Origin of the sequence: Streptomyces sp. NPDC001922 (genome assembly GCF_042891165.1) — a bacterium.
GTDB lineage: Bacteria > Actinomycetota > Actinomycetes > Streptomycetales > Streptomycetaceae > Streptomyces.
In genome coordinates, this window is the sequence record NZ_JBIASV010000005.1 from 110,531 (window position 1) to 133,009 (window position 22,479).

The 22,479-nt window shown below is 72.3% G+C and carries 17 protein-coding genes; 11 read left to right on the forward strand and 6 right to left on the reverse strand.

Features of this window, described 5'->3' with window-relative positions:
- Window positions 1–209 precede the first annotated feature (209 nt).
- Window positions 210–2,237 carry a HelD family protein gene (locus ACFYYR_RS10435; RefSeq protein WP_388849595.1) on the reverse strand — a complete coding sequence of 676 codons (2,028 nt, stop codon included), beginning with the start codon at window positions 2,235–2,237 and terminating at the stop codon, window positions 210–212.
- A 787-nt stretch (window positions 2,238–3,024) separates the two neighbouring features.
- Between ACFYYR_RS10435 and ACFYYR_RS10440 the strand changes: the two genes are divergently transcribed.
- Entirely contained in the window at window positions 3,025–3,528 is a 504-nt protein-coding gene (locus tag ACFYYR_RS10440) for a hypothetical protein (protein WP_388849598.1), read from the forward strand.
- Between the two features lie 225 nt (window positions 3,529–3,753).
- On the opposite strand, the gene ACFYYR_RS10445 is transcribed toward ACFYYR_RS10440, so the two are convergent.
- From ACFYYR_RS10445 to ACFYYR_RS10465, 5 genes are all read right to left on the reverse strand, one after another.
- Window positions 3,754–4,848: a 2-oxoacid:ferredoxin oxidoreductase subunit beta gene (locus ACFYYR_RS10445; protein ID WP_388849601.1), complete on the reverse strand. Its 1,095-nt coding sequence runs from the start codon at window positions 4,846–4,848 to the stop codon at window positions 3,754–3,756.
- The gene (locus ACFYYR_RS10450) at window positions 4,841–6,763 is read right to left on the reverse strand and encodes a 2-oxoacid:acceptor oxidoreductase subunit alpha (RefSeq protein WP_388849604.1); all 1,923 of its coding nucleotides are present in this window, start codon (window positions 6,761–6,763) and stop codon (window positions 4,841–4,843) included. The genes ACFYYR_RS10445 and ACFYYR_RS10450 overlap by 8 nt, the downstream gene beginning before the upstream one ends.
- Window positions 6,764–7,227: 464 nt before the next feature.
- Window positions 7,228–7,887: a response regulator transcription factor gene (locus ACFYYR_RS10455; RefSeq protein ID WP_351507900.1), complete on the reverse strand. Its 660-nt coding sequence runs from the start codon at window positions 7,885–7,887 to the stop codon at window positions 7,228–7,230.
- Between the two features lie 431 nt (window positions 7,888–8,318).
- A complete protein-coding gene (locus ACFYYR_RS10460) occupies window positions 8,319–9,674 on the reverse strand; it encodes a sensor histidine kinase (protein WP_388849607.1) in 1,356 nt (451 codons plus the stop codon).
- Between the two features lie 505 nt (window positions 9,675–10,179).
- The gene (locus ACFYYR_RS10465; protein WP_388849610.1) at window positions 10,180–11,364 is read right to left on the reverse strand and encodes a sensor histidine kinase; all 1,185 of its coding nucleotides are present in this window, start codon (window positions 11,362–11,364) and stop codon (window positions 10,180–10,182) included.
- Window positions 11,365–11,547: 183 nt separating this feature from the next.
- On the opposite strand from ACFYYR_RS10465, the gene ACFYYR_RS10470 reads away from it, so the two are divergent.
- The 10 genes from ACFYYR_RS10470 to ACFYYR_RS10515 all read left to right on the forward strand — a co-directional run bounded on the left by ACFYYR_RS10470 (window position 11,548) and on the right by ACFYYR_RS10515 (window position 22,419).
- Entirely contained in the window at window positions 11,548–11,964 is a 417-nt protein-coding gene (locus ACFYYR_RS10470) for an NADH-quinone oxidoreductase subunit A (RefSeq protein ID WP_351507706.1), read from the forward strand.
- A complete protein-coding gene (locus ACFYYR_RS10475; RefSeq protein WP_388849613.1) occupies window positions 11,955–12,665 on the forward strand; it encodes an NADH-quinone oxidoreductase subunit B in 711 nt (236 codons plus the stop codon). Before ACFYYR_RS10470 ends, ACFYYR_RS10475 begins: the two co-directional genes overlap by 10 nt.
- A 317-nt stretch (window positions 12,666–12,982) precedes the next feature.
- The gene (locus ACFYYR_RS10480; RefSeq protein ID WP_388850329.1) at window positions 12,983–14,371 is read left to right on the forward strand and encodes an NADH-quinone oxidoreductase subunit C; all 1,389 of its coding nucleotides are present in this window, start codon (window positions 12,983–12,985) and stop codon (window positions 14,369–14,371) included.
- Window positions 14,368–15,336, forward strand: a complete 969-nt coding sequence (locus tag ACFYYR_RS10485) for an NADH-quinone oxidoreductase subunit H (RefSeq protein WP_388849616.1) — start codon at window positions 14,368–14,370, stop codon at window positions 15,334–15,336. The genes ACFYYR_RS10480 and ACFYYR_RS10485 overlap by 4 nt, the downstream gene beginning before the upstream one ends.
- A 104-nt stretch (window positions 15,337–15,440) precedes the next feature.
- Entirely contained in the window at window positions 15,441–15,989 is a 549-nt protein-coding gene (locus ACFYYR_RS10490; protein WP_388850332.1) for a 4Fe-4S binding protein, read from the forward strand.
- Entirely contained in the window at window positions 15,986–16,702 is a 717-nt protein-coding gene (locus tag ACFYYR_RS10495; RefSeq protein WP_388849618.1) for an NADH-quinone oxidoreductase subunit J, read from the forward strand. The genes ACFYYR_RS10490 and ACFYYR_RS10495 overlap by 4 nt, the downstream gene beginning before the upstream one ends.
- Window positions 16,702–17,085, forward strand: coding sequence for an NADH-quinone oxidoreductase subunit NuoK (gene nuoK, locus ACFYYR_RS10500; RefSeq protein ID WP_388849620.1), 384 nt, complete (start codon window positions 16,702–16,704; stop codon window positions 17,083–17,085). The genes ACFYYR_RS10495 and nuoK overlap by 1 nt, the downstream gene beginning before the upstream one ends.
- A gap of 79 nt (window positions 17,086–17,164) precedes the next feature.
- Window positions 17,165–19,159: an NADH-quinone oxidoreductase subunit L gene (locus ACFYYR_RS10505; protein WP_388849622.1), complete on the forward strand. Its 1,995-nt coding sequence runs from the start codon at window positions 17,165–17,167 to the stop codon at window positions 19,157–19,159.
- 15 nt (window positions 19,160–19,174) lie between these two features.
- On the forward strand, window positions 19,175–20,857 hold the full coding sequence (locus tag ACFYYR_RS10510; protein ID WP_388849624.1) for a NuoM family protein: 1,683 nt from the start codon (window positions 19,175–19,177) through the stop codon (window positions 20,855–20,857).
- Window positions 20,857–22,419, forward strand: a complete 1,563-nt coding sequence (locus ACFYYR_RS10515) for an NADH-quinone oxidoreductase subunit N (RefSeq protein WP_388849626.1) — start codon at window positions 20,857–20,859, stop codon at window positions 22,417–22,419. Before ACFYYR_RS10510 ends, ACFYYR_RS10515 begins: the two co-directional genes overlap by 1 nt.
- Window positions 22,420–22,479 lie beyond the last annotated feature (60 nt).

Here is a 22,479-nt window from a genome sequence, read left to right on the forward strand (position 1 = left end):
CGCGGCATGACGACCACTCGACGGTAGCGCCCGGCGGGCGGCGCTGTCATGTGTGTTTCGCCATACGGTCATGACAGCTGTTCGGGCAGGTCGGGGGCCTGGCTCCGGTCAACTGGATCGCTGGGAAGGCGGACTCACCGAATTCCAGAGCCGCGCCTGTCCGTACCGCGCCCGGGTGCGCCCGCGGCGACGACGCGGGCGCAGAGTCGTCAGGCGGGCCGGACGGTGATGGTGCAGAGGCGCTTGGTGGCCCGGGTCAGGGCTACGTACAAGTCCCTTTCCCCACCGGGGCGGGCCGTGATGATTTCCTCGGGGTTCAGGACGACGACCCCGTCGAATTCCAGGCCGCGTGCTTCGGACGCCGGCACGATGCGTGCGTGGTGATCGATGCCCTGGGCCGTCAGCTCGCTCACCCCCGTGTCCGCGCAGATCACTCCCAGAAGCTCGCCCGGGTGCGCGGTGCTCTGGGCGCGGAGTTCCTGAACGACGGCGGTGACCAGCCCGTCCGGAGGTGTGGTCACGGTGCGGGGGCTCTCACCGCTGCGCAGTGACCGTGTGGGCTTCTGGTCCGGAGCGATCCGTATGAGCAGGTCCCGGACGCTCTCCAGGATCTCCTGCGTGGTGCGGTAGCTGACGGTCAGGTGGTGCAGTGTGAACCGCGGTCCGACGTGGGGGCTCAGTGCTTCCTTCCAGTCGCGTGCTGTCGCGACCGGGCCTGCCTGGGCGAAGTCACCCACCAGCGTCATCGCCCGTGCCGGGCAGCGGCGGACGATCATCCGCCACTGCATGGCGGTCAGTTCCTGCGCCTCGTCGACGACGACGTGCCCGTACGTCCGCTCGGGTGGGCCGTCGACCAGGCTCGCCGCCTCGTCCAGCAACGGCACATCGGCATCGGTCCACGGGGCGTCCGGACCGCGCAGCAGAAGGGACCGCTCCTGCGCGGTCAGGCGGGGCAGGCGCTCGGCGAGAGCGCCGGCGTTCGTCAGGAGCGCCTTCACGAGGTCACCGGGTACCAGCCGCGGCCACAACACCTCGACCGCTCGGTCGACGCCGGCGTCGTCGAGGAGATCGGCCCGGATGGCGTCCAGGTCCAGCTCGTGGACCGGACCCGAGTCGGCCGCACCTTCGGCACGGCGCTGGGCGGCTCCCGTGAACCGGTCGAGGTCCATGCCCGTCATCTTTTCGGCATCGGCGTCGATCTGCTCCAGGACGTCGCCCATGTCTCGTTGCATCGCGGCGGTGACGGCGTCGGCCAAGAGCTCTTTGAACACCTGGCGCGCGGGGTTGTGCCCCGGTGCGGCAGCCACGGCGGCGTCGCGTGCCGCGGCGACTTCCTCGCCGGAGAGGTGAACCAGCTGCTGTCCGACCCGCACGGTGAAGTCACCGGTGGGGGCTTGGTGGACGCGCAGCAGGCCGGCCAAGGCGTCGGCGAGGTCGGAGCTGCCCTTGAGACGCGCCGTGTCGAACGGGTCCACCGTGTCCGTGGACACTCCGGCCAGTTCCCGGCAGGTCGCCAGAACGACGTCGTTCTCTCCGAGCGAGGGAAGGACCTGGGAGATGTAGTCGAGGAACCGGGCGTTCGGGCCCACCACCAGGACACCCTCCTCCGCGGCGCGCGGGAACGCGTACAGGACATAGGCCGCCCGGTGCAGGGCGACCACCGTCTTGCCGGTGCCGGGCCCGCCCTGCACCACCGTCACCCCGCGGTGGGCGGAGCGGACGATCTCGTCCTGCTCGGCCTGCAGCGTCGCGACGGCCGCGTGCATCCTGCCCGTACGCCGTGCCGACAGAGCCTCGGTCAACGGGCCGTCCCCCACGACGTCCTCGTCGGTCGGGGCGGTCCCGTCCAGCAGTTCGTCGCTCACCGAGATGACCGTGCGCTCCTCGAGGCGCAGGTGCCGGCGCCGCCGCAGGCCCATCGGGTGGACCGGTGTCGCCTCGTAGAAGGGCCGCGCCGCGTTCGCGCGCCAGTCCACGAGCAGAGGCAGGTCGTCCTCCTCCGCATGCAGTCCGATCCGCCCGATGCGCAGGGCCGTGCCATCCGTCCAGTCGATGCGCCCGAAGACCAGCCCCTTTTCGGCGCCCTCCAGCCGGCCGATTTCCTTGGCCAGACGCTCGGCGGCGATTTCTCTCTCGTATGCCTCACCGGCGCTGTCCGCCGGGGCCTTCAGCACACTCGCGCGGTGTACTCGCGCCTCGGAAAGCCGCTCGGTGAGCAGCTTGTACAAGGAGGACACGTAATCCCGCTCCGATTCAACTGCACGCACAGCGGGGTCATTCATTTTCGACAACAGGGGGCTCCTTCGATTCGGGCCACACCATACGGTCAAAGATCGCTAAAGGTAAGTCTTGACTTACTTGGTGAATCCATGGCCCTGCAACTGAGTTCCGTATATTGCTCATTGCGCTCCCGATGGCCGCCTGTCTTATGGGCGAGCTCGCCCTTGGAAGACGGCGATGTCTTGCCGCGCCCGGGGAACGGATCGGTGAACTCTCACCCCGTTCGCCGCCGCGCCGCCCGGCGGCAGGCCCGTCCGGGCCCCGACCGTCCGACCCGGCCCCGCCCGGCCTGGATCCGCCGGTCTTCGGCCTCCGTGTCTTTGATGTCGTCACAGGAACGAATGACGACAGGTAGGGGCGGAGGGGCGGAGTTGCTGCAACCGCTCTGCTGGACCCGTCTCCGGTGCTCCTGTGGCCGAACTTCGCTGCTCCGATGGCCGAGTTGCTTCGCATGTTCACGTCGGGGTACGGTCCAGGTCCGCTTAATGCGCCTTCGAGTGCGTTAGGTGGGACGGGGTGACCGCGCCACGACCAGGCGCGCGGACGGGGTGTGCATCCCACAAGGAGCGACATGCCCCAGAAGGAACCGGACGGACGTGCGGCCTGCCTGTGCTGACGTTGCTCCCGTGCAGGGGGCTCGCCCGCGCCGGCTGCGCGGACGGCACTTCGGGGAGGGTGCTTCGGGCACCCGACCCCAGGACTCGGACGGCACTTCGGGCGGCCTGACTCCTGAGCCCGGACGGCATGAAGCGTGGTTCCGAGGGCGCCCGGAACGTCGGCGTCGGCGGTGGTGCGGCCGAAGTGCGGAACACCGTCCCGGAGATCCGCTTTCGGTACTCCCGCAGCCCATCAAGTGAACACATGAAACAGAGGACGAATATGGTGCGTAGGTTCCTGGCGGTCGGAGTCGCTGCGGCTGCAAGTGTGCTGTTCTGCAGTTCACCGGCGCTCGCCGGACAGTTCGCCATGGCTCACACCACGGACGGCACGGACTGGGGCGGGAAGGCGTTCTTCGATCCCGACGGGGACGCCTTCAAGGTCTGCGACCTCAAGTCGGACGGGGTGAAGGCAGAGATGTCCGGAGACTACCCGGGCGGTAGCGTGTCTCTCATCGCGAGCAAGAAGGGTAAGTGCACCACGCAATCCATAAACATTCGCGAGAACGCCACCGTCAAGATCAAGGTTTGCCTGCTGGCCAACGACGTCGACCGCCGCAAGTGCTCGGGATGGAGCCTCGGAGCGGCGTAGGTGTCCCGGCCCGGGACGCTCCGCGATCCGGGCCCGCGTGTGCTCGGAAGGCCCGGATGACGCTCGAGCCCTGAGAGCCCTGAGAGCCCTGAGAGCCCTGAGAGGCTGAGAACCCTCGGACGCGACGGCCGGGTTCGGCCGGGTGCCTCCACCATCGCCACGGCCCGGCCCCGGTACGCAAACCGGGGCCGGGCCGTAGGCGCGAGAGATGCGACAGACGGTCGCTCAGCCCGCCACCGTCCAGGTGTCGTTGCCGTGCAGCAGTGCCGACAGGTCGCCCTTGCCGTAGCGCTCGACCGCGGATTCCAGCTGGTCGGCCATGAGCGTGTCGTAGACCGGGCGTTCCACGCTGCGCAGCACCCCGATCGGGGTGTGGTGCAGCGTGTCGGCGTCGGCCAGGCGGGAGAGGGCGAAGGCCGTGGTCGGCGAGGTGGCGTGGGCGTCGTGGACCAGGACGTCCGCGGTGCCCTCCTCGGTCACGTCCACGATCCTCAGGTCGCCGGTCGCCTGGTCCCGGACGACGCCCTTCGTGCCGAGGCCGTCCTCGGCCGGGGCGCCGAAGCGGATCGGCTGCCCGTGCTCCAGGCGGATCACCGCCTCCTGGGCCTGCTCCTTGTCCTTGAGGACCTCGAAGGCACCGTCGTTGAAGATGTTGCAGTTCTGGTAGATCTCCACCAGCGCGGTGCCCGGGTGGGCCGCGGCCTCGCGCAGCACGCCCGTCAGGTGCTTGCGGTCGGAGTCGACCGTGCGGGCCACGAAGCTCGCCTCGGCGCCGAGCGCCAGCGACACCGGGTTGAAGGGCGCGTCCAGCGAGCCCATCGGCGTCGACTTGGTGATCTTCCCGACCTCGGAGGTGGGGCTGTACTGGCCCTTGGTCAGCCCGTAGATCCGGTTGTTGAACAGCAGGATCTTGAGGTTGACGTTGCGGCGCAGCGCGTGGATCAGGTGGTTGCCGCCGATGGAGAGCGCGTCGCCGTCGCCGGTGACGACCCAGACCGACAGGTCGCGGCGGGAGGAGGCCAGGCCGGTGGCGATGGCCGGGGCGCGCCCGTGGATGGAGTGCATCCCGTAGGTGTTCATGTAGTACGGGAAGCGGGAGGAGCAGCCGATGCCGGAGACGAAGACGATGTTCTCCTTCGCCAGACCGAGCTCGGGCATGAAGCCCTGCACGGCGGCGAGGACGGCGTAGTCACCGCAGCCGGGGCACCAGCGCACTTCCTGATCGGACTTGAAGTCCTTCATGGACTGCTTGGCCGCGGCCTTGGGTACCAGGGTGAGCGCGTCGGAGGTGGACAGGCCCTCCGTCGTCGTCTCAGGCATCGATGGCCTCCTTAAGCACATCGGCGAGCTGTTCGGCCTTGAACGGCATCCCGTTGACCTGGGTGAAGGAACGGGCGTCGACCAGGTACTTCGCCCGCAGCAGGGTCGCGAGCTGGCCGAGGTTCATCTCCGGGACCACCACCGAGCGGTAACGCCCCAGTACCTCCCCGAGATTCCGCGGGAAGGGGTTGAGGTGCCGCAGGTGGGCCTGCGCGATCCGGCCGCCGGCGGCGCGGGTGCGGCGCACCGCGGCCGTGATCGGCCCGTACGTCGAGCCCCAGCCCAGGACGAGGACGTCGGCGTCGCCGGACGGGTCGTCCACCTCCACGTCGGGGACGTCGATGCCGTCCACCTTCGCCTGCCGGGTGCGGACCATGAAGTCGTGGTTGGCCGGGTCGTAGGAGATGTTGCCCGTGCCGTCCTGCTTCTCGATGCCGCCGATCCGGTGCTCCAGACCGGGCGTTCCCGGGACCGCCCACGGCCGGGCGAGGGTCTCCGGGTCGCGCTTGTACGGCCAGAAGGTGTCGGTGCCGTCCTCGGTGGTGTGGTTCGGCTCGGTGGTGAACGGCACCCGCAGGTCGGGGAGTTCCACCAGGTCCGGGACCCGCCACGGCTCCGAACCGTTGGCCAGGTAGCCGTCGGAGAGCAGGAAGACGGGCGTCCGGTAGGTGAGGGCGATCCGGGCCGCCTCCATCGCCGCGTCGAAGCAGTCCGCCGGGGTCGACGGGGCCACGATCGGGACCGGTGCCTCGCCGTTGCGCCCGTACATCGCCTGCAGCAGGTCGGCCTGTTCGGTCTTGGTCGGTAGCCCGGTGGACGGGCCGCCGCGCTGGATGTCCACGATCAGCAGCGGCAGTTCCAGCGACACCGCCAGCCCGATCGTCTCGGACTTCAGCGCCACACCGGGGCCGGAGGTGGTCGTCACCGCCAGCGCCCCGCCGAACGCCGCGCCCAGTGCCGCGCCGATACCGGCGATCTCGTCCTCGGCCTGGAAGGTCCGCACACCGAAGTTCTTGTGCTTGGACAGCTCGTGCAGGATGTCCGAGGCCGGGGTGATCGGGTACGAGCCGAGGTAGAGCGGCAGGTCGGACTGCTGGGAGGCGGCGACCAGGCCGTAGGAGAGTGCCAGGTTCCCGGAGATGTTGCGGTACGTCCCCGGCGGGAACGCCGACGCCGCCGGCTGCACCTCGTAGGAGACCGCGAAGTCCTCGGTGGTCTCACCGAAGTTCCAGCCCGCCCGGTACGCGGCCACATTGGCCTCCGCGACCTGCGGCTTCTTCGCGAACTTGGTCCGCAGGAACGACTCGGTGGCCTCGGTCGGCCGGTGGTACATCCAGGACAGCAGGCCGAGCGCGAACATGTTCTTGCTGCGCTCCGCCTCCTTCCGGGACAGCTCGAAGTCCTTCAGCGCCTCGACCGTCAGCGTGGTCAGCGGCACCGGGTGGACGTGGTACGCGTCGAGGGAGCCGTCCTCCAGCGGGCTGGCCTGGTAGCCGACCTTGGCCATCGCGCGCTTGGTGAACTCGTCGGTGTTGACGATGATCTCCGCGCCGCGCGGCACGTCCGCCAGGTTCGCCTTCAGTGCCGCCGGGTTCATCGCGACCAGGACGTTCGGCGCGTCACCCGGGGTGAGGATGTCGTGGTCCGCGAAGTGCAGCTGGAAGCTGGACACCCCGGGCAGGGTGCCGGCGGGGGCGCGGATCTCGGCGGGGAAGTTGGGCAGCGTGGAGAGGTCGTTCCCGAACGACGCCGTGTCCGAGGTGAAACGGTCACCCGTCAGCTGCATACCGTCACCCGAGTCACCCGCGAAGCGGATGATCACCCGGTCGAGACGGCGGACCTCCTTGCCGGGACTGCGTTCCCCCATGACCCGCCCCGATGCCTGCTCGGGCTGGGTGTCGACCTGGCTGGTCACTGAACTGGACCTCCTTCGAGGCGGCGGCTCGCATCGCATACCGACCGGTTGAACCGTCGGCCACTCTACGTCGGTAAGGGTCACCTTCCCTGGAAGTGTCACATAGTGGACGAAGTGCTGAGACATGGCCCTGTGCCGGTTCGTACCGGTTTACCCCCAGCTGTGGGCCGGCTCCCGAGCCGGCCCGCGGCTCATCCCTTGGGCCTAGGGCCGGAGACCGAGGACGCCGCGGCGTACCGTCGGCCCGCCCTGCCGCCGGGGTGGTCACCCCGGCGCCGGGGGCGGGAGCCGGACGGCCGGGCCGGCGGCATCCGGGAGAGCGCCGCTGGTCGGGGCGCCGGGCGGGGCGGGAACGGCGTCGCGAGGCGCCCCGCGCGGAGCCTCCCGCGCCCCGGCGTCACACCCGGCCCGGGATGCGCCCGCCCCGAGCCGGGAGGGGCCGGTCACCCGCCGGGAGGGGCCGGTCACGAGTCGAGGTAGGTCAGGACGGCCAGGACGCGACGGTGATCCCCGTCACTCGGCGACAACCCCAGCTTCAGGAAGATGTTGCTGACGTGCTTCTCGACCGCCCCGTCGCTGACCACCAGCTGCCGGGCGATCGCCGAGTTCGTCCGGCCCTCGGCCATCAGCCCCAGCACCTCCCGCTCCCGCGGGGTGAGCCCCGCCAGCACGTCCTGCTTGCGGCTGCGGCCCAGGAGCTGGGCGACGACCTCCGGGTCCAGCGCCGTACCGCCCCCGGCCACCCGCACCACGGCGTCCACGAACTCGCGGACCTCGGCGACCCGGTCCTTGAGCAGGTAGCCGACGCCCCGGCTGCTCCCGGCGAGCAGCTCCGTCGCGTACTGCTCCTCGACGTACTGGGAGAGCACCAGCACCCCCAGGTCGGGGTGGTCGCGGCGCAGCCGCACCGCGGCCCGGACGCCCTCGTCGGTGTGGGTCGGCGGCATCCGGACGTCGGCCACCACCACATCCGGCAGCTCACCGTCCGCGGCCATCTCGCCGATGACCTTGATCAGCCCCTCGGCGTCCCCCACTCCGGCGACCACGTCGTGTCCCCGGTCGGTCAACAGCCTGGTCAGGCCCTCCCGGAGCAGCACCGAATCCTCGGCGATGACCACCCGCACCCTGTCCTCCACGCCCCTCGTCCCCCGCTCGCACATTCCTCTGAAGTCCGCCCGTGTGCCTGTGCCTGTGTGCACGCGTGCCCGGGCCGGTCGGTCCGCCGGCCCGGGGTGTCCGTGTGCGCCACGGCCGACTGCCGTGTGCAGTCGGCCGTGCGCAGTCGTGCTGTGTGCCGTGGTGCTGTGTGCAGGCACCAGCATCCCAGTATTCGGGCACTCGCGTCCTCGGGCGAGAGGATGAGACGGGAGTGGCGCCCTCGTTCGGCCACGGCCCGGCCCCGCGCACCCGCCGGGGGCTGTCCGGCGGGTGCGCGGGACCGGGCCGGTGCTCGGACCAACGGTGGGAACGGCCCCTCCGTTATCGGCGGCCGGTGTCCCGGTGGGGCGCCGGGCCGCCGCGTCAGCCGGGCCGCCGCGTCAGCCGGGCCGCCGCCTCAGCCGGTCCGCCGCCCGCCCGGGGACGCGTCCGGGCTCCGCCAGGGGAGTTCGGCGGTGACCGTCGTGCCGCGGCCCTCGGGGGAGTCCACGACCAGGACCCCGTCGACCGCGTCCAGCCGTTCGGCCAGCCCCGCCAGCCCGGAGCCGGGCGCCGCCGTGGCGCCGCCCCGGCCGTCGTCGGCGACCTGGAGCATGATCCGGTCCTCGACGCGCCACACATCCACCGTGGCGCGGGTGGCCCGTGCGTGCTTGCTGATGTTCTGGAGCAGTTCGGAGACGGTGAAGTAGGCGATGCCCTCCAGCGCGGCGGCGGGCCGGCGGGGCAGCTCCACGGTCACGGTGACCGGCGCCGCGCAGCGGGCGGACAGCGCCGACAGGGCCGGACCCAGCCCCCGGTCGGTGAGGATGGCGGGGTGGATGCCGCGGGCGAGGTCGCGGAGTTCCCGGAGGGCGAGTTTCACCTCGCCGTGGGCTTCGTCGACCATGCGGGCGGCGGCGTCGGGGTCCTCGAGGAGTTTTTCTTTTGCGAGGCCGAGGTCCATGGCGAGGGCGACGAGGCGGGCCTGGGCGCCGTCGTGGAGGTCGCGTTCGATGCGGCGGAGGTCGGCGGCGGCGGTGTCGACGACCGTCCCCCGGTCCGACTCCAGCTCCGACACGCGCGTGTCCAGCCGGGACGGTCCGAGCAGACCCGCCACCATCAGCCGGTCCACCTGCGTGATCCCCCGCACCACCCACGGGGCCACGAGCACGACCAGCAGCCCGAGCCCGGCCGTCGCGCCGATCTCGAACGGGGTGTCCACATAGATGCCGTGGCCCTCGCCGTCCCCGTACAGCTGGGCGCCCGGCTGGCCGGTGACGTGGCTGACCGGCCAGTGGTAGAGCGGGTAGAGCAGCAACAGCAGCCCGGTCGTCCAGAGGGTGAGCGAGACGCAGAAGCCGAACACGGCCCAGGGGAAGTGCAGGACGCAGTAGAGCACGTGCCGCCAGGAGGTCCCGCTCGCCAGCTGCGCGGTCATGTACGCGAGCGGCCCGCTGCGGCCCTTGCGCGGCCGCACCGGCTCGGGGGCGGAGACCACGAGCCCCAGCAGGCCGCGGGCCCGGGCGCGCTCCACGGCTCCGAGGCCGCGCGCGCCCGCGAGGCCCGCGGCCAGCACCGGCACCCCGAGGAAGGTGATCAGCAGCCCGGCCCCCACCGAGACCGTGGCGATGGCGTAGACGAACGTCACGACGGCGAAGGGCAGGTTGAGCAGCAGATAGAGGAACTCGCGCCAGGAGCGGCCCATGAGCGGGGCGCGGAGCGCCACCGGCACCCGGTGGGCGGCGGTCGTCTCCTGTCCGTATGCGGTGGCCATGGTGTCGTCGTCCGATCTGCGGTCGCGGCAAGCGATCCGCTCCTTGCACGGCGTTTCCGCGTGCGGTGGGTACGGGGGTGGTGCGGGGTGCGGGTACGGCGGGCGGTGCGTACGGGGGCCTGCGTGCGGCGGCGTGCTCACGGGGGCGGGCTCACGGGGTGGTGCGGCCGTTCGGTCGTTGAGGTCCGATCGCCTGCGTACTCCAGGCTGCCGGGGCGGGGCTCTCCGGACCATGGAGTCGGTCCCCGTCTCGGGCAGGGGGTTTTCCCCACCCCCTCGGTCCGGCCGCCGCGCCCCACGGTCCTGCCGCAACCGGCGGTACCGGGCGGCACCTGCCGGGGAGGGGATATCCGGGCGGCACCTGCCGGGGACGGGATGTCACACGGAGGCCGACTCGGACGGGGGCCCGGACGGGCGGCCGGGGCGGGCGGCCGGGGCGGAATCGGTCGCGCGGCGGACGGGAGCAGTCTCGCGGCGGACGGAATCGGCCGTGCGGCGGACGGGATCAGCCGTGTGAGCGGTCCCGCCAGGGCAGCTCCGCCGTCACCGCCGTCGGGCCGCCCTCCGGTGAGTCGACCACGAGCAGCCCGTCCACCGCCCCCAGCCGCTCGGTCAGCCCCGCCAGCCCGCTCCCGCGGTCCGGCAGCGCGCCGCCCCGTCCGTCGTCCGTCACCCGGATCAGCAGCCGGTCGCCCGACCGCCACAGCTCGACCTGCGCGGTCCGCGCGCGGCTGTGCTTGCTGACGTTCTGGAGCAGTTCGGAGACGGTGAAGTAGGCGATGCCCTCCACGGCGGGCGCGGGCCGGGCCGGCAGCTCCACGGCCACCTTCGTCGGTACGGTGCACCGCCCCGCCAGCGAGGACAGCGCCGCCTCGAGCCCGCGGTCGGTGAGGATGGCGGGGTGGATGCCGCGGGCGAGGTCGCGGAGTTCCTGGAGCGCGAGTTTCACCTCGCCGTGGGCTTCGTCGACCATGCGGGCGGCGGCGTCGGGGTCCTCGAGGAGTTTTTCCTTGGCGAGGCCGAGGTCCATGGCGAGGGCGACGAGGCGGGCCTGGGCGCCGTCGTGGAGGTCGCGTTCGATGCGGCGGAGGTCGGCGGCGGCGGTGTCGACGACCGTCCCCCGGTCCGACTCCAGCTCGGCGATCCGCCGCTCCAGCTCACTGGACGGGGAGAGCAGGCCGCGGACCATGGCCCGGTCCACGTTGGCCAGCCCGCGCGCGATGTACGGCAGCACCGGCCACGCCACCAGCAGGGCGACGAGCGTCAGCACGAACGTCACCACACCCCACGGGAGCCGGATCAGGCCGTACAGCGCGCTGCGCCAGCCCACCGGATCCTTCAGGCTGTTCCACACCCACGGGAAGAGGCCCTCCCGCGCCGCGCGCGGCAGCGGGCTCGGCTCGTCGATCCGCACCCCCAGCAGCCTCCGCGCCCGCCCGCGCTCCCCCTTGCCGAGCGTCCGCGCCCCGGACAGTCCGAAGGCGAGCAGCGGCAGCCCGATCACGGTCACCGAGAGCCCGACGGCGAGGGCGAGCCACACATAGGTGTAGACGAAGCCGAGGAGCGTCATCGGCAGGTTGGCCAGGAGGTGGGCGATCTCGCGCCAGGTCTGCGCGCCCATCGCTATGCGTGCGGGGGGCGGCCGGTCGTCGTTGCCGGCGCCGCCGGACCCCGGGGTGTTCTCGGTCATGGAGATCACCCTGCCCGGCGGGGCGACCCGTGCGCCATGGGGTGCTTGGGTGGGTTGCGGTGGGGATAACCCCACCGGTGCGTCACCACCCCGTGAGACGGCTGGTCACGGCGGATCGGGCAGGGCCTAGACTCGCCTGCGTACAGATCGTCCAACAAGGCAGTCAGGGAGCGAGGGGCGGACGTGCTCGAGCCGACGCCGACCGTGCGCACGGCACCCGTCCAGCTGGCAGCCGACTACTTCCAGAGCTACTCGGTGGTCGGCCTGCTCGCGGTGGTCGGGATACTGTTCGTGGCCGTGGCCTTCGGGGCCGGGCGGCTGCTGCGGCCCGTGGTTCCCACCCCGGAGAAGCTGCTGACGTACGAGTGCGGCGTCGACCCCGTCGGCGAGGGCTGGGCCCACACCCAGGTCCGCTACTACGTCTACGCCTTCCTGTACGTGATCTTCGCTGTGGACTCGATCTTCCTGTTCCCGTGGGCGACGATCTTCGCCGCCCCTGGCTACGGCGGAACGACGCTCGTGGAGATGTTCATCTTCCTCGGCTTCCTCGCCGTGGGCCTGCTGTACGCCTGGAAGAAGGGCGTCCTGGAATGGACGTGACACCGACTCCCGTGGACGCGACAACTGCTGTGGACGCGACATCCGCCCCTGAACTGCTGCCCGAGCCGCGCCGGCTGGGCCCGCTCGCCCGCCTCGCGCCCGAGCCGATGAAGGTGGTCCTGAACTGGGGCCGCCGCTACAGCCTGTGGGTGTTCAACTTCGGGCTCGCCTGCTGCGCGATCGAGTTCATCGCCGCCTCCATGGCCCGGCACGACTTCATCCGGCTCGGCGTGATCCCGTTCGCGCCCGGGCCCCGGCAGGCCGACCTGATGATCGTGTCCGGCACGGTCACCGACAAGATGGCGCCCGCGGTCAAGCGGCTCTACGAGCAGATGCCCGAGCCGAAGTACGTGATCTCCTTCGGCGCCTGCTCGAACTGCGGCGGCCCCTACTGGGACTCGTACGCGGTGACCAAGGGCGTCGACCAGATCATCCCGGTGGACGTGTACGTCCCGGGCTGCCCGCCCCGCCCCGAGGCGCTGCTCCAGGGCATCCTCAAGCTCCAGGAGAAGATCGCCCGGGAGTCGCTGGGCGACCGCTACGCCGCGGGCCGTTCCGTCGGCCCCGCGGGCCGCGCTTCGACGGCGGCGCTGCGAAGCGGCCTGGTCACGGGCCCGGAGCAGCCGTCGCAGGACGGCGGTACGCCGGCGGATCGCCCGGCACCGGCTGACCGGGGAACCACCGAGGAGGGGGACCGGTGACCGAGCCCACCAGGCGGGGCGAGGAGCAGGCCACCCCGGAGGAGCCCGGGAAGCAGCCGTCCGCCGGGAACGCCGCATCCGCGCAGCCCGCATCCGCACCCGCACCCGCACAGGGCTCCGCACCCGCACAGGACTCCGCACCTGCCCAGGGCTCCGCACCTGCGGGGAACGGCGGAGCTGCCGGGAACGCCGGAGCGGGTGACGGGAGCGCAGAAGCCGCCGGGGACACCGGGGCTGCCGGGGACACCGGGGCTGCTGGGGCTGCCGAGGCGGTCGGGGGCGCCGAAGCCGCTGAGGCCGCCCAGGCTGCCGAGGCCGTGGCAGCGCCGCCCGTCGGCTGGCTGCCGCGGACCGCCGAAGAGCTCTTCGGTGCGGGGGCGCAGGCCGAGGAGGCGTACGACCTGCTCACCGTCGACGTTCCGGCCACCGAGTGGATCGGCGCCCTGGAGACGGCGCGGGACTCGCTCGGCTGCACCTACTTCGACTGGCTGAGCGCGGTCGACGAGGCGGACGCCGGCTTCCGCGTGTCCGCCCATGTCGTGGCACTGGCGGTGGACGGCCCGCCGCGCCGCCTGCTGCTCCGCACCACCGTGCCGCACGGCGCCGCCGTGCTGCCGACCGCGACCGGTGTGTACGCCGGAGCGGGCTGGCACGAGCGCGAGACGCACGAGATGTTCGGTGTCGACTTCACCGGCCATCCGCAGCTGACGCCGCTGCTGCTCCCCGACGGCTTCGAGGGACACCCGCTGCGCAAGGACTTCGTGCTGGCGGCCCGGGTCGTCAAGGCCTGGCCCGGTGCGAAGGAGCCGGGCGAGTCCGACCACGGCGGGCCGAAGCGGCGGCAGATGCTCCCGCCCGGCGTCCCCGACCCCAACGAGTGGGGGCCGCTCAAGGGCCAGCTCCCGCCGGCACCGGCCCGTCCGGCCCGCGGTGCCCGCGCGGCGGCGGGCGAGCGCCCGCCGCGCCGCGCCCGGACCGCGGGCGCCGGCTCGGCGAGCCAGCGCCCGGCGGGCGAGACCCCGCAGAACGCGCCCGAGGCGCCGACTGCGGCGCAGGGCGCTGCGGCGGAACGCACTTCTCCGGCCGGGCAGGACTCGGCGACCGCCCGGACTCCTTCGGCAACGCAGACTCCTCCGGCAACGCAGTCCCCTTCGGCAACGCAGATGCCTTCGGCCGGACGTTCCGCGGCAGGCGACGGAACTCCGGCTGAGCCGAGGACGCCGGCCGCGGCGGGCGCCGCCGAGCGCCCCGCGCGTCGCAGCCGGAGCGCGAGCCAGGGCTCGGTGAGCCAGAACCGGCCCGAGGAAGCCGACAACGCAGCGGCGGATGCCTCCGCGGCCGGCTCTCCGCAGGGCGGCAGCGGTGCACCCGAGGGCGCGGCCGGCACCCCGGGCGCGGAAGCCTCCGCCCGGACGCCCCGGGCCCAGCGTTCCTCGGACGCCCCGTGGCATCACGCCCGCCCGGCCTTCGACGCCCCGGCAGACGGCAAGGCCGGAACCGGCAGCCCCAAGGCCGGCAGCGGCGACGCAGCCGCCAGCGGTGACGGGACCGGCAGTGGTGACGGGACCGGCAGCGGTGACCCGGGCCGAGGCGGTGACCGGCCCGCGGGCAGGGACGCACCGGGTGCCCGTACCACCACCGAAGCATCGACGTCAGCAGGTCAGGACGAGTCCGAGGCCGAAGCCGAGGAAGGCGGAACCGCATGAGCGACGTCCTCGACGTCACCTGGCGGTTGATCGCCGTCTTCGCCGGGTTCCTCGTCCTTCCGCTGGTCGTGGGCCAGACCGAGCACAAGGTCATGGCTCATATGCAGGGCCGTCTCGGGCCGATGTACGCGGGCGGGTTCCACGGGTGGGCCCAGCTCGTCGCCGACGGTGTGAAGTTCGCGCAGAAGGAGGACGTCGTCCCGGCCGGTGCCGACCGGCGGATCTTCCAGATGGCCCCCGCCGTCGCGCTGCTCCCGTACCTGCTCGTGATCATCGCGATTCCCATCGGACCCGGCGACGGGGCGGTCGGGCAGGTCATCGACGCGGGCATCTTCTACGTCCTCGCTGTCATGGGCGTCGGCGTCCTCGGCTCGCTGATGGCGGGCTGGGCCTCGGCGAACAAGTTCTCCCTCCTGGGCGGCCTGCGCACCGCCGCCCAGCTGCTGGCGTACGAGCTGCCCATGCTGCTGGCCGCGGGGTCCGTGGCCATGGCGGCGGGCACCGTCTCCCTCGTAGGGATCCTCGACGGGTTCCAGTGGTGGTGGGTGCCGTGGCAGATCGTCGGCGGGCTCGTCTTCTTCACGGCGGGGCTGGCCGAGCTCCAGCGGCCCCCGTTCGACATGCCGGTGGCCGACTCGGAGATCATCTTCGGCGCGTACACCGAGTACACCGGCCTGCGCTTCGCGCTGTTCCTGCTCGCCGAGTACGCGGGCATCGTCGTCCTCTGCGCGCTGACGACCGTCCTCTTCCTCGGCGGCTGGCACGGCCCGTTCGGCGCCGACGGCCTCGGCTGGGTGTGGACCCTGCTCAAGACCGCGATCCTCGCCTTCGTCGTCATCTGGCTACGGGTCAGCTATCCCCGGCTGCGTGAGGACCAGCTCCAGAAACTCGCCTGGACCGTTCTCATCCCGCTCGCCCTCGCCCAGATCGCGCTCACCGGCATCGTCAAGGTGGTGATCCAGTAGTGTCCCGTCCGTCGCCCGGCCCCGCTCCCGAGGGGAAGACCTCCGGACGCTCGTCGTTCCCCGGCAGCGGCCTCGCCAAGGGCCTCGCCGTCACGCTCCGGACGATGACGCGGCGCTCGGTCACCGCGCAGTACCCGGACGTGCAGCCCGAGCTGCCGCCCCGCACCCGTGGCGTGATCGGGCTGTTCGAGGAGAACTGCACCGTCTGCATGCTGTGCGCCCGTGAGTGCCCGGACTGGTGCATCTACATCGACTCCCACAAGGAGACGGTGCCGCCCGCCGCCCCCGGCGGCCGGGAGCGCAGCCGCAACGTGCTGGACCGCTTCGCCATCGACTTCGCCCTGTGCATGTACTGCGGTATCTGCATCGAGGTGTGCCCGTTCGACGCGCTGTTCTGGTCGCCGGAGTTCGAGTACGCGGAGGAGGACATCCACGACCTCACCCACGAGCGCGACAAGCTGCGCGAGTGGATGTGGACCGTGCCCGCGCCGCCCGCGCTCGACGCGGCCGCCGAGGAACCGAAGGAGCTCGGCGCCGCCCGCAAGACCGCGGACAAGCTGGCCGCCGCCGAACAGCAGGCCGCGGAACAGCAGCACGCTGCGGAACAGGAACGGCAGCAGGCCGCCGAGCAGCAGCGGGAGGACGGCGCGTGATCCTCGCAGCAGGCCACCCCGGCTTCCTCTCGCCGACCGGGGTGGAGATCGCCTTTCTCCTCGTCGGTCTCGTCACCTTCGGCGCGGCTCTCGTCACCGTCACCACCAAGCAGCTGGTGCACGCCGCGCTGTGGCTGGTCGTGACGCTCGGCGGGCTCGCCGTCGAATACCTCCTCCTCACGGCCGAGTTCATCGCCTGGGTGCAGGTGCTGATCTACGTCGGCTCCGTCGTGGTGCTCCTCCTCTTCGGACTGATGCTCACCCGGGCCCCCATCGGCCGGTCCCCGGACGCGGACTCCGGCAACCGCCCGATCGCGCTCGCCGTGGCCGTCGCCGCTGCCGCCGCGCTGGTCTGGGTGGTCGTGGACGCCTTCCGCGCCACCTGGATCGACCTCGGCGGCCCCGCCCAGGGGACGACCAAGGTCTCCGGAGAGATCCTCTTCCAGCACTGGGTGCTGCCGTTCGAGGCCCTGTCCGTCCTGCTGCTCGCCGCGCTGGTGGGGGCGATCGTCCTGTCCCGCAAGGACGACGGGAAGGACGCCCCGCAGGGCGACGGCAAGGACGGCGGGCAGGGCGACGGAACGGCATCCGGCCCGGCCGGCGCCACCGCAACCCGCCGGGGCAGCGGCACCTCGTCCCGCCGGGACACCGCCCGCCGGGACACCGCCCGCCAAGACACCGCACGTCAGGACACTGAGGAGGGGAAGCGCTGATGCATCTCGCCTATCCCGCCGTACTCGCCGTCCTCCTGTTCTGCACCGGTGTCTACGGCGTGCTCGCCCGGCGCAACGCGATCCTGGTCCTGATGTCCGTCGAGCTGATGCTCAACGCCGTCAACCTCAACCTCGTCGCCTTCGACGTCTGGCTCCGCGACTCCCTCCACGCCGGGCAGGCCCTCACGCTCTTCACCATCGCCATCGCCGCCGCCGAGATCGGCATCGGCCTGGCGATCGTGCTGCTCGTGTACCGCAACCGCGGCAGCTCCGACGTCGACCGGCTCCGCGACCTCGCCGACACCGTCGGCCCCGGCGACGCCCCGGGCGGGGCGGAGGCCGAGCGGGCCGGTACGGCGGAGAAGGCGGAGGCCGCCACATGATCCTGCTGCCCCTCCCGCCGTTCCCCTCGTCCTCCTCGTTCCCCTCGTACCTCACGGCAGACAAGGCGGAGGCCGCCGCGTGACGACCACGACCCTCGCCGTCCTCGTCCCGCTGCTGCCGTTCCTCGGAGCAGCCGCGGGCCTGCTCCTCGGCCGCCGGGCCCCCGGCTTCGTCCGGCCGCTGGCCATCCTCCCGACCGCGGTCGCCGGCGTCCTGGCCGTCCTGGTCGCCGTCCGGCAGGGCGGGGGAGCGGCGATCGACGCCGCGACCCGGCTCACCCCCACCGGCTCGGTCCCGATCGACCTGGCGCTCCACATCGACGGCTTCGCCGCCCTCGTGGCCGTGCTCGTCGGCACCGTCGCCACCTGCGTGCAGCTCTACTCCACCGGCTATCTGCGGAACGACCCGCGCTACCCCTCGTACGCCGCGATCGTCTCCCTCTTCACCTCCGCCATGCTGCTCGTCGTCTACACCGGCGACCTGATGGTGCTGCTGGTCGGCTGGGAAATCATGGGCATCTGCTCGTACTTCCTCGTCGGCCACTACTGGGAGACCGAGGCCGCCCGCTCCGCCTCCCTCAAGGCGTTCCTCGTCACCAAGCTCGGCGACGTCCCCTTCCTCTTCGGCCTGTTCGCGCTCGCCGCCGACGCCGGGACCTTCCGCATCAACGGGATCCTCACCGCCACCGTCTCCGGCGGCGGGCTGGACCACCCCACCGTGATCGCGCTGCTGCTGCTCGCCGGAGTCGCGGGGAAGTCGGCACAGTTCCCGCTGCACACCTGGCTGCCCGACGCGATGGCCGGCCCCACCCCGGTGTCCGCGCTGATCCACGCCGCCACGATGGTCGCCGCCGGTGTGTACTTCGTGGCCCGGCTGCTGCCCGTCTTCCTCTCCTCCGCGGCCGCCCTGGTGGTCCTCGCCGTGATGGCCGCCGTCACCATGGTCGGATCCGCCCTGGCCGCCCTCGCGCAGGACGACATCAAGCGGGTCCTGGCCTATTCGACGATCGGCCAGCTCGGCTACATGACCGGTGCGCTCGCCGTCGGCGACCGCGGTGCCGCCGTCTTCCACCTCATCTCCCACGGTGCGTTCAAGGGCCTCCTCTTCCTCGGTGCCGGTGTCGTCATCGCCGCCGCCGGAACCAACTCGCTGGCCGCCATGTCCCGCATGAGCGGACTGAGCCGCCGTATCCCCGACGCGTTCTGGACGATGACCGTCGCCCTGCTCGCGCTCGCCGCCATCCCGCCGTTCGCCGGCTTCTTCTCCAAGGAAGCCGTCCTCGGCGCCGCCGAGCACGCCGCGACCGGTCACGCCGAGCGGATCCCCGGCGCCGCCGGCTGGATCGTCCTCGTCTCCGGTCTGCTCACCGCCCTCCTCACCGCGGGCTACGCCGCCCGCCTCTGGCTCCTCGCCTTCCGCGGCCGGGGCGCCGCCGCCCCCGACCTCGGCCGGCAGCCGTTCGTCATGAACGCCGTGCTGTGGGTGCTGTTCGTCCCCACCGCCGCGTTCGGCGTGACGGCCGGGCTGCTCCCCGACTGGTTCGACGGCCGCCCCCTCGGTCCGACCCTCACCACCTCCGTCCTCGGCACCGGCCTCGCCCTCGCCGGCGCTCTGATCACCTACGGCGCCTGGCGGCACACCACCGCCGTCGCCCGGAAGGTGCCGGTCGGCGCCGTCGTGGCGCACCCCCACGCCGAGCCCGCCCTCACCGAGATCGAGGCCATCGCCACCCACGAAGAGGTGTACGGGGACATCGCCACCGCGCAGGACCCCGCCGACCCCGGGCGGCTGCTCCTCGGCCCCCTCCACCGGCACGCGGCGCACGGCTTCCACCTCGACGCCCTGTACTCCGCCGTGTTCGTCCGCCCGGTGCGCGCGGCGGCCGAACTGGTCCGGTTCCTCGACCGCGAGGTCGTCGACACCTACGTCCGCGGCGCCGGCACCGGCGCCCGCCTGCTCGGTGCGGCCGTCCGCCGCGCCCAGACCGGCAATGTGCAGACCTATCTGGGTGCGCTGCTCGCCGGCTCCGTCGTCCTGGCCATCGCCGCCGTCCTCGTCGCCGCCGGAGCGTGAGCCATGAGTGGACCCATGAATGACACCGTGATGCAGTACCTCCTCGCCGGCGTCGTCGTGCTGCCGCTGCTCGGCGCTCTCGCCGCCCTGCTGCCCGCACCGCCCGGACTGAAGGGCCGCAACCCCGAACAGGCCGTGCTGCGGCACGGCGTCACCGTCACCGGGGTGGTCCTCGCCCTGTCCGTCGCCCTGGCCGCCGGCTTCGACCACGACCACCCGGCCCGGATGCAGGCCACCACGGACATCAGCTGGATCCCCGCTCTCGACGTCCGGATCCACCTCGGCATCGACGGCATCTCGCTCCCCCTGCTCGTCCTCACCGCGACTCTGACCTTCCTCTGCGCGCTGTACTCCTACTTCCGGATGCCCGAGGGCCCCTCCGCCCGCGGGTTCGTCGCGTTGATCCTCGTGCTCGAGGCCGGCACCCTCGCCACCTTCGCCGTCCTCGATCTGCTGCTGTTCTTCCTGGCGTTCGAGATGGTGCTCATCCCGATGTACTTCCTGATCGCCCGCTGGGGCGGCGCCGGCCGCACGGCCTCGGCCTGGAAGTTCATCCTCTACACACTGCTCGGCTCCGTCGTCATGCTGCTCGGTCTCCTCCTCGTCGGGCTCAAGGGCGGCACGTTCGACATGGTGGCACTCGCCACTGACAACGGGTCATCACTCAGTCACACCACGCAACTGATCGCCGCCCTCGCCATCGGCATCGGCCTCGCCGTGAAGGCCCCGATGTGGCCGCTGCACAGCTGGCTCCCGGACGCCCACACCGCCGCCCCCACCGTGGGCTCGGTGCTGCTGGCCGGTGTGCTGCTGAAGATGGGCACCTACGGCTTCGTGCGGATCGTGCTGCCCGTCGTCCCGGAGGGCGCCCACACCTTCGCCCCGTACCTCGCGGCCTTCGCCGCCGTCGGCATCGTCTACGGGTCCCTGGCCTGCCTCGCCCTCGCCCGCACCGGCGCGAAGGGCGACCTCAAGCGCCTGATCGCCTACTCCTCCGTGGGGCACATGGGCTTCGTGCTGCTGGGCATCGCCACCCTCACCCCCACCGGGCTCAACGGCGCGCTGTTCGCCAACATCGCCCACGGCCTCATCACCGGCCTCCTCTTCTTCCTGGTGGGCGCGGTCAAGGACCGTTACGGCTCGACCGACCTGGACACCCTCGCCGGAGCGACCGGCGCCGCCCTCTACGGCAAGGCGCCGCGGCTCGGCGGGCTGCTCGTCTTCGCCGCCGTCGCCTCCCTCGGCCTCCCCGGCCTCGCCGGCTTCTGGGGCGAGATGCTGGCGATGTTCGCGGCCTTCGACCCCGCCGCGGGGCTCAGCCGGCCCGCCTACCTGACGTTCATGGCCCTCGCCGGACTGGGCACCGTGCTCACCGCCGGGTATCTGCTCGTGGTCGTCCGGCGGGTGTGCATGGGGGAGCGGCCCGGCGAGGAGCCCGAGGTCCCGGCCGGAGCGCCCGAACCCACGGCACCGAAGCCCGCGACCGCGGCGAAGCCCGCAGCGGCACCCGCCGCGAGCGCACCGGCCCCCGTGCCGGACGGACCGGCCGCCGCGCCCGTCCTCACCGATGTCCAGGGGTACGAATTCGCCGCCTGGACCCCCCTCGTCGCCCTCACCGTCCTCGCCGGACTCTGGCCCGCGGCCCTCCTGGGGCTCACCGACCCGGCCGTGCAGAACCTCCTCGGAGGAGGCAGCTGATGACCTCCCTCGTCCAGTCCGTCGACTGGCTCGCGATCGCCCCGCCCACCATCGCCGCGGTGGTGGCCCTGATCGTCCTCGTCGCGGACCTGTTCCTGCCCGACCGGCGCAAAGCCCTGCTCGGCCCGGTCACCGTCGCGGGCCTGACGCTGGCCGCGCTGTCGCTGCTGCCCCTCGTCGGGGGCGACCGGACGACGTTCTGCCTCACCTCCGACACCGACGTCTGCAGCTACGCCGCCGACCACTTCACGGTGATCATCCAGCTCCTGGTGCTCGGCGGGGCGCTGCTCGCCGCCCTGCTGTCGATGAGCGCCGTGCGGGACTCCGGGCTCCCCGCAGGCGAGTTCTGGTTCCTGCTGCTGTCCTCGGCCGCGGGCGCCGCCCTGCTGCCGGCCTCCCGCGACCTCGCGACCCTCGTCATCGCCCTGGAAGTCGCCTCCCTGCCCGCGTTCGCCCTCGTCGGCATGCGCCGCGGCGACCGGCTCTCCTCCGAGGCCGCACTCAAGTTCTTCCTGTCGTCCGTCGCCGCGACCGCCGTCATGCTGCTCGGCGTCAGCTTCCTCTACGCCGCCACCGGCAGCCTGCATCTCTCCCGGGTCGCCGACGGGCTCACCGACGTCCCCGTCCGGTTCGACTCCCTCGTCACCGCCGGAGTCGCCCTCACCCTCGTCGGTTTCGCCTTCAAGGCCGCCGCCGTCCCGTTCCACTTCTGGGTGCCCGACACCTATGTGGGCGCGCCGCTGCCGGTCGCCGCCTATCTCTCGGTGGTCGGCAAGGCCGTCGGCTTCTCCGGACTCATCCTGGTGACGGTCCTGGCGTTCCCCGCGTACGCCGATGTGTGGGGCCCGATCGTGGCCGTCCTCGCCGCCCTCACCATGACCGCGGGCAACGTCGGCGCACTGCGGCAGCGGCCGGAGCGCGCGCACAGCGCCGTACGCCTCCTCGCCTGGTCCTCCGTCGGCCAGGCGGGCTACCTGCTGGTGCCGATCGCCGCGGCGGCCTACCTGGACGACCCGGCCCGGGCCATCGGCTCCACCGTCGCGTACGCGCTGATGTACGGCGCGGTGAACCTCGGCGCGTTCGCGGTCGCGGCGCTCGTCGCCCGGACACACCCGGACCACCGGATCGCCGACTACCGCGGCCTGTACGCCTCCCGCCCCCTGGCCGCGCTCGCCCTGGGCTTCTTCCTGCTCTGCCTGGCGGGCCTCCCGCCAGGCATCATCGGCCTGTTCGCGAAGGTCACCGTGTTCTCCGTGGCCGTGGACGCGGGGCTGGGCTGGCTCGCCGTCGTGATGGCCGTGAACGTCGTGATCGCGCTCTACTACTACCTCCAGTGGACCGCCGTCCTCTTCCGGCCCGCCCCCGAGGCGACGGCAGGCCAGGAAGCAGGGGTCCCGGAGCCGGCCGCCGAGGGCACCGGCACCGCCCCGGCACCCGCCGTGGTGAAGCACCGCATCCCCGCCCCCATCGGTGCGGCCATCGGCCTGGCGGCCGTCCTCGGCGTGGTGCTCTCCGGCGTACCGCAGCTGGTCCTGCGCTTCGCCTCCGCCACCCTGCTCTGACCCGTACGGGTCCGGTGACCTCGACGGTCCCGGCTCCGGCCCCGCCACGGCCCGCGCGTG

Coding starts and splice junctions, on each gene's coding strand:
- ACFYYR_RS10485 (WP_388849616.1), top strand. CDS start 14,368: ATGAGCGACGTCCTCGACGTCACCTGGCGGTTGATCGCCGTCTTCGCC.
- ACFYYR_RS10440 (WP_388849598.1), top strand. CDS start 3,025: ATGAAGCGTGGTTCCGAGGGCGCCCGGAACGTCGGCGTCGGCGGTGGT.
- ACFYYR_RS10475 (WP_388849613.1), top strand. CDS start 11,955: ATGGACGTGACACCGACTCCCGTGGACGCGACAACTGCTGTGGACGCG.
- ACFYYR_RS10515 (WP_388849626.1), top strand. CDS start 20,857: ATGACCTCCCTCGTCCAGTCCGTCGACTGGCTCGCGATCGCCCCGCCC.
- ACFYYR_RS10510 (WP_388849624.1), top strand. CDS start 19,175: ATGAATGACACCGTGATGCAGTACCTCCTCGCCGGCGTCGTCGTGCTG.
- ACFYYR_RS10465 (WP_388849610.1), bottom strand. CDS start 11,364: ATGACCGAGAACACCCCGGGGTCCGGCGGCGCCGGCAACGACGACCGG.
- nuoK (WP_388849620.1), top strand. CDS start 16,702: ATGCATCTCGCCTATCCCGCCGTACTCGCCGTCCTCCTGTTCTGCACC.
- ACFYYR_RS10445 (WP_388849601.1), bottom strand. CDS start 4,848: ATGCCTGAGACGACGACGGAGGGCCTGTCCACCTCCGACGCGCTCACC.
- ACFYYR_RS10490 (WP_388850332.1), top strand. CDS start 15,441: ATGACGCGGCGCTCGGTCACCGCGCAGTACCCGGACGTGCAGCCCGAG.
- ACFYYR_RS10460 (WP_388849607.1), bottom strand. CDS start 9,674: ATGGCCACCGCATACGGACAGGAGACGACCGCCGCCCACCGGGTGCCG.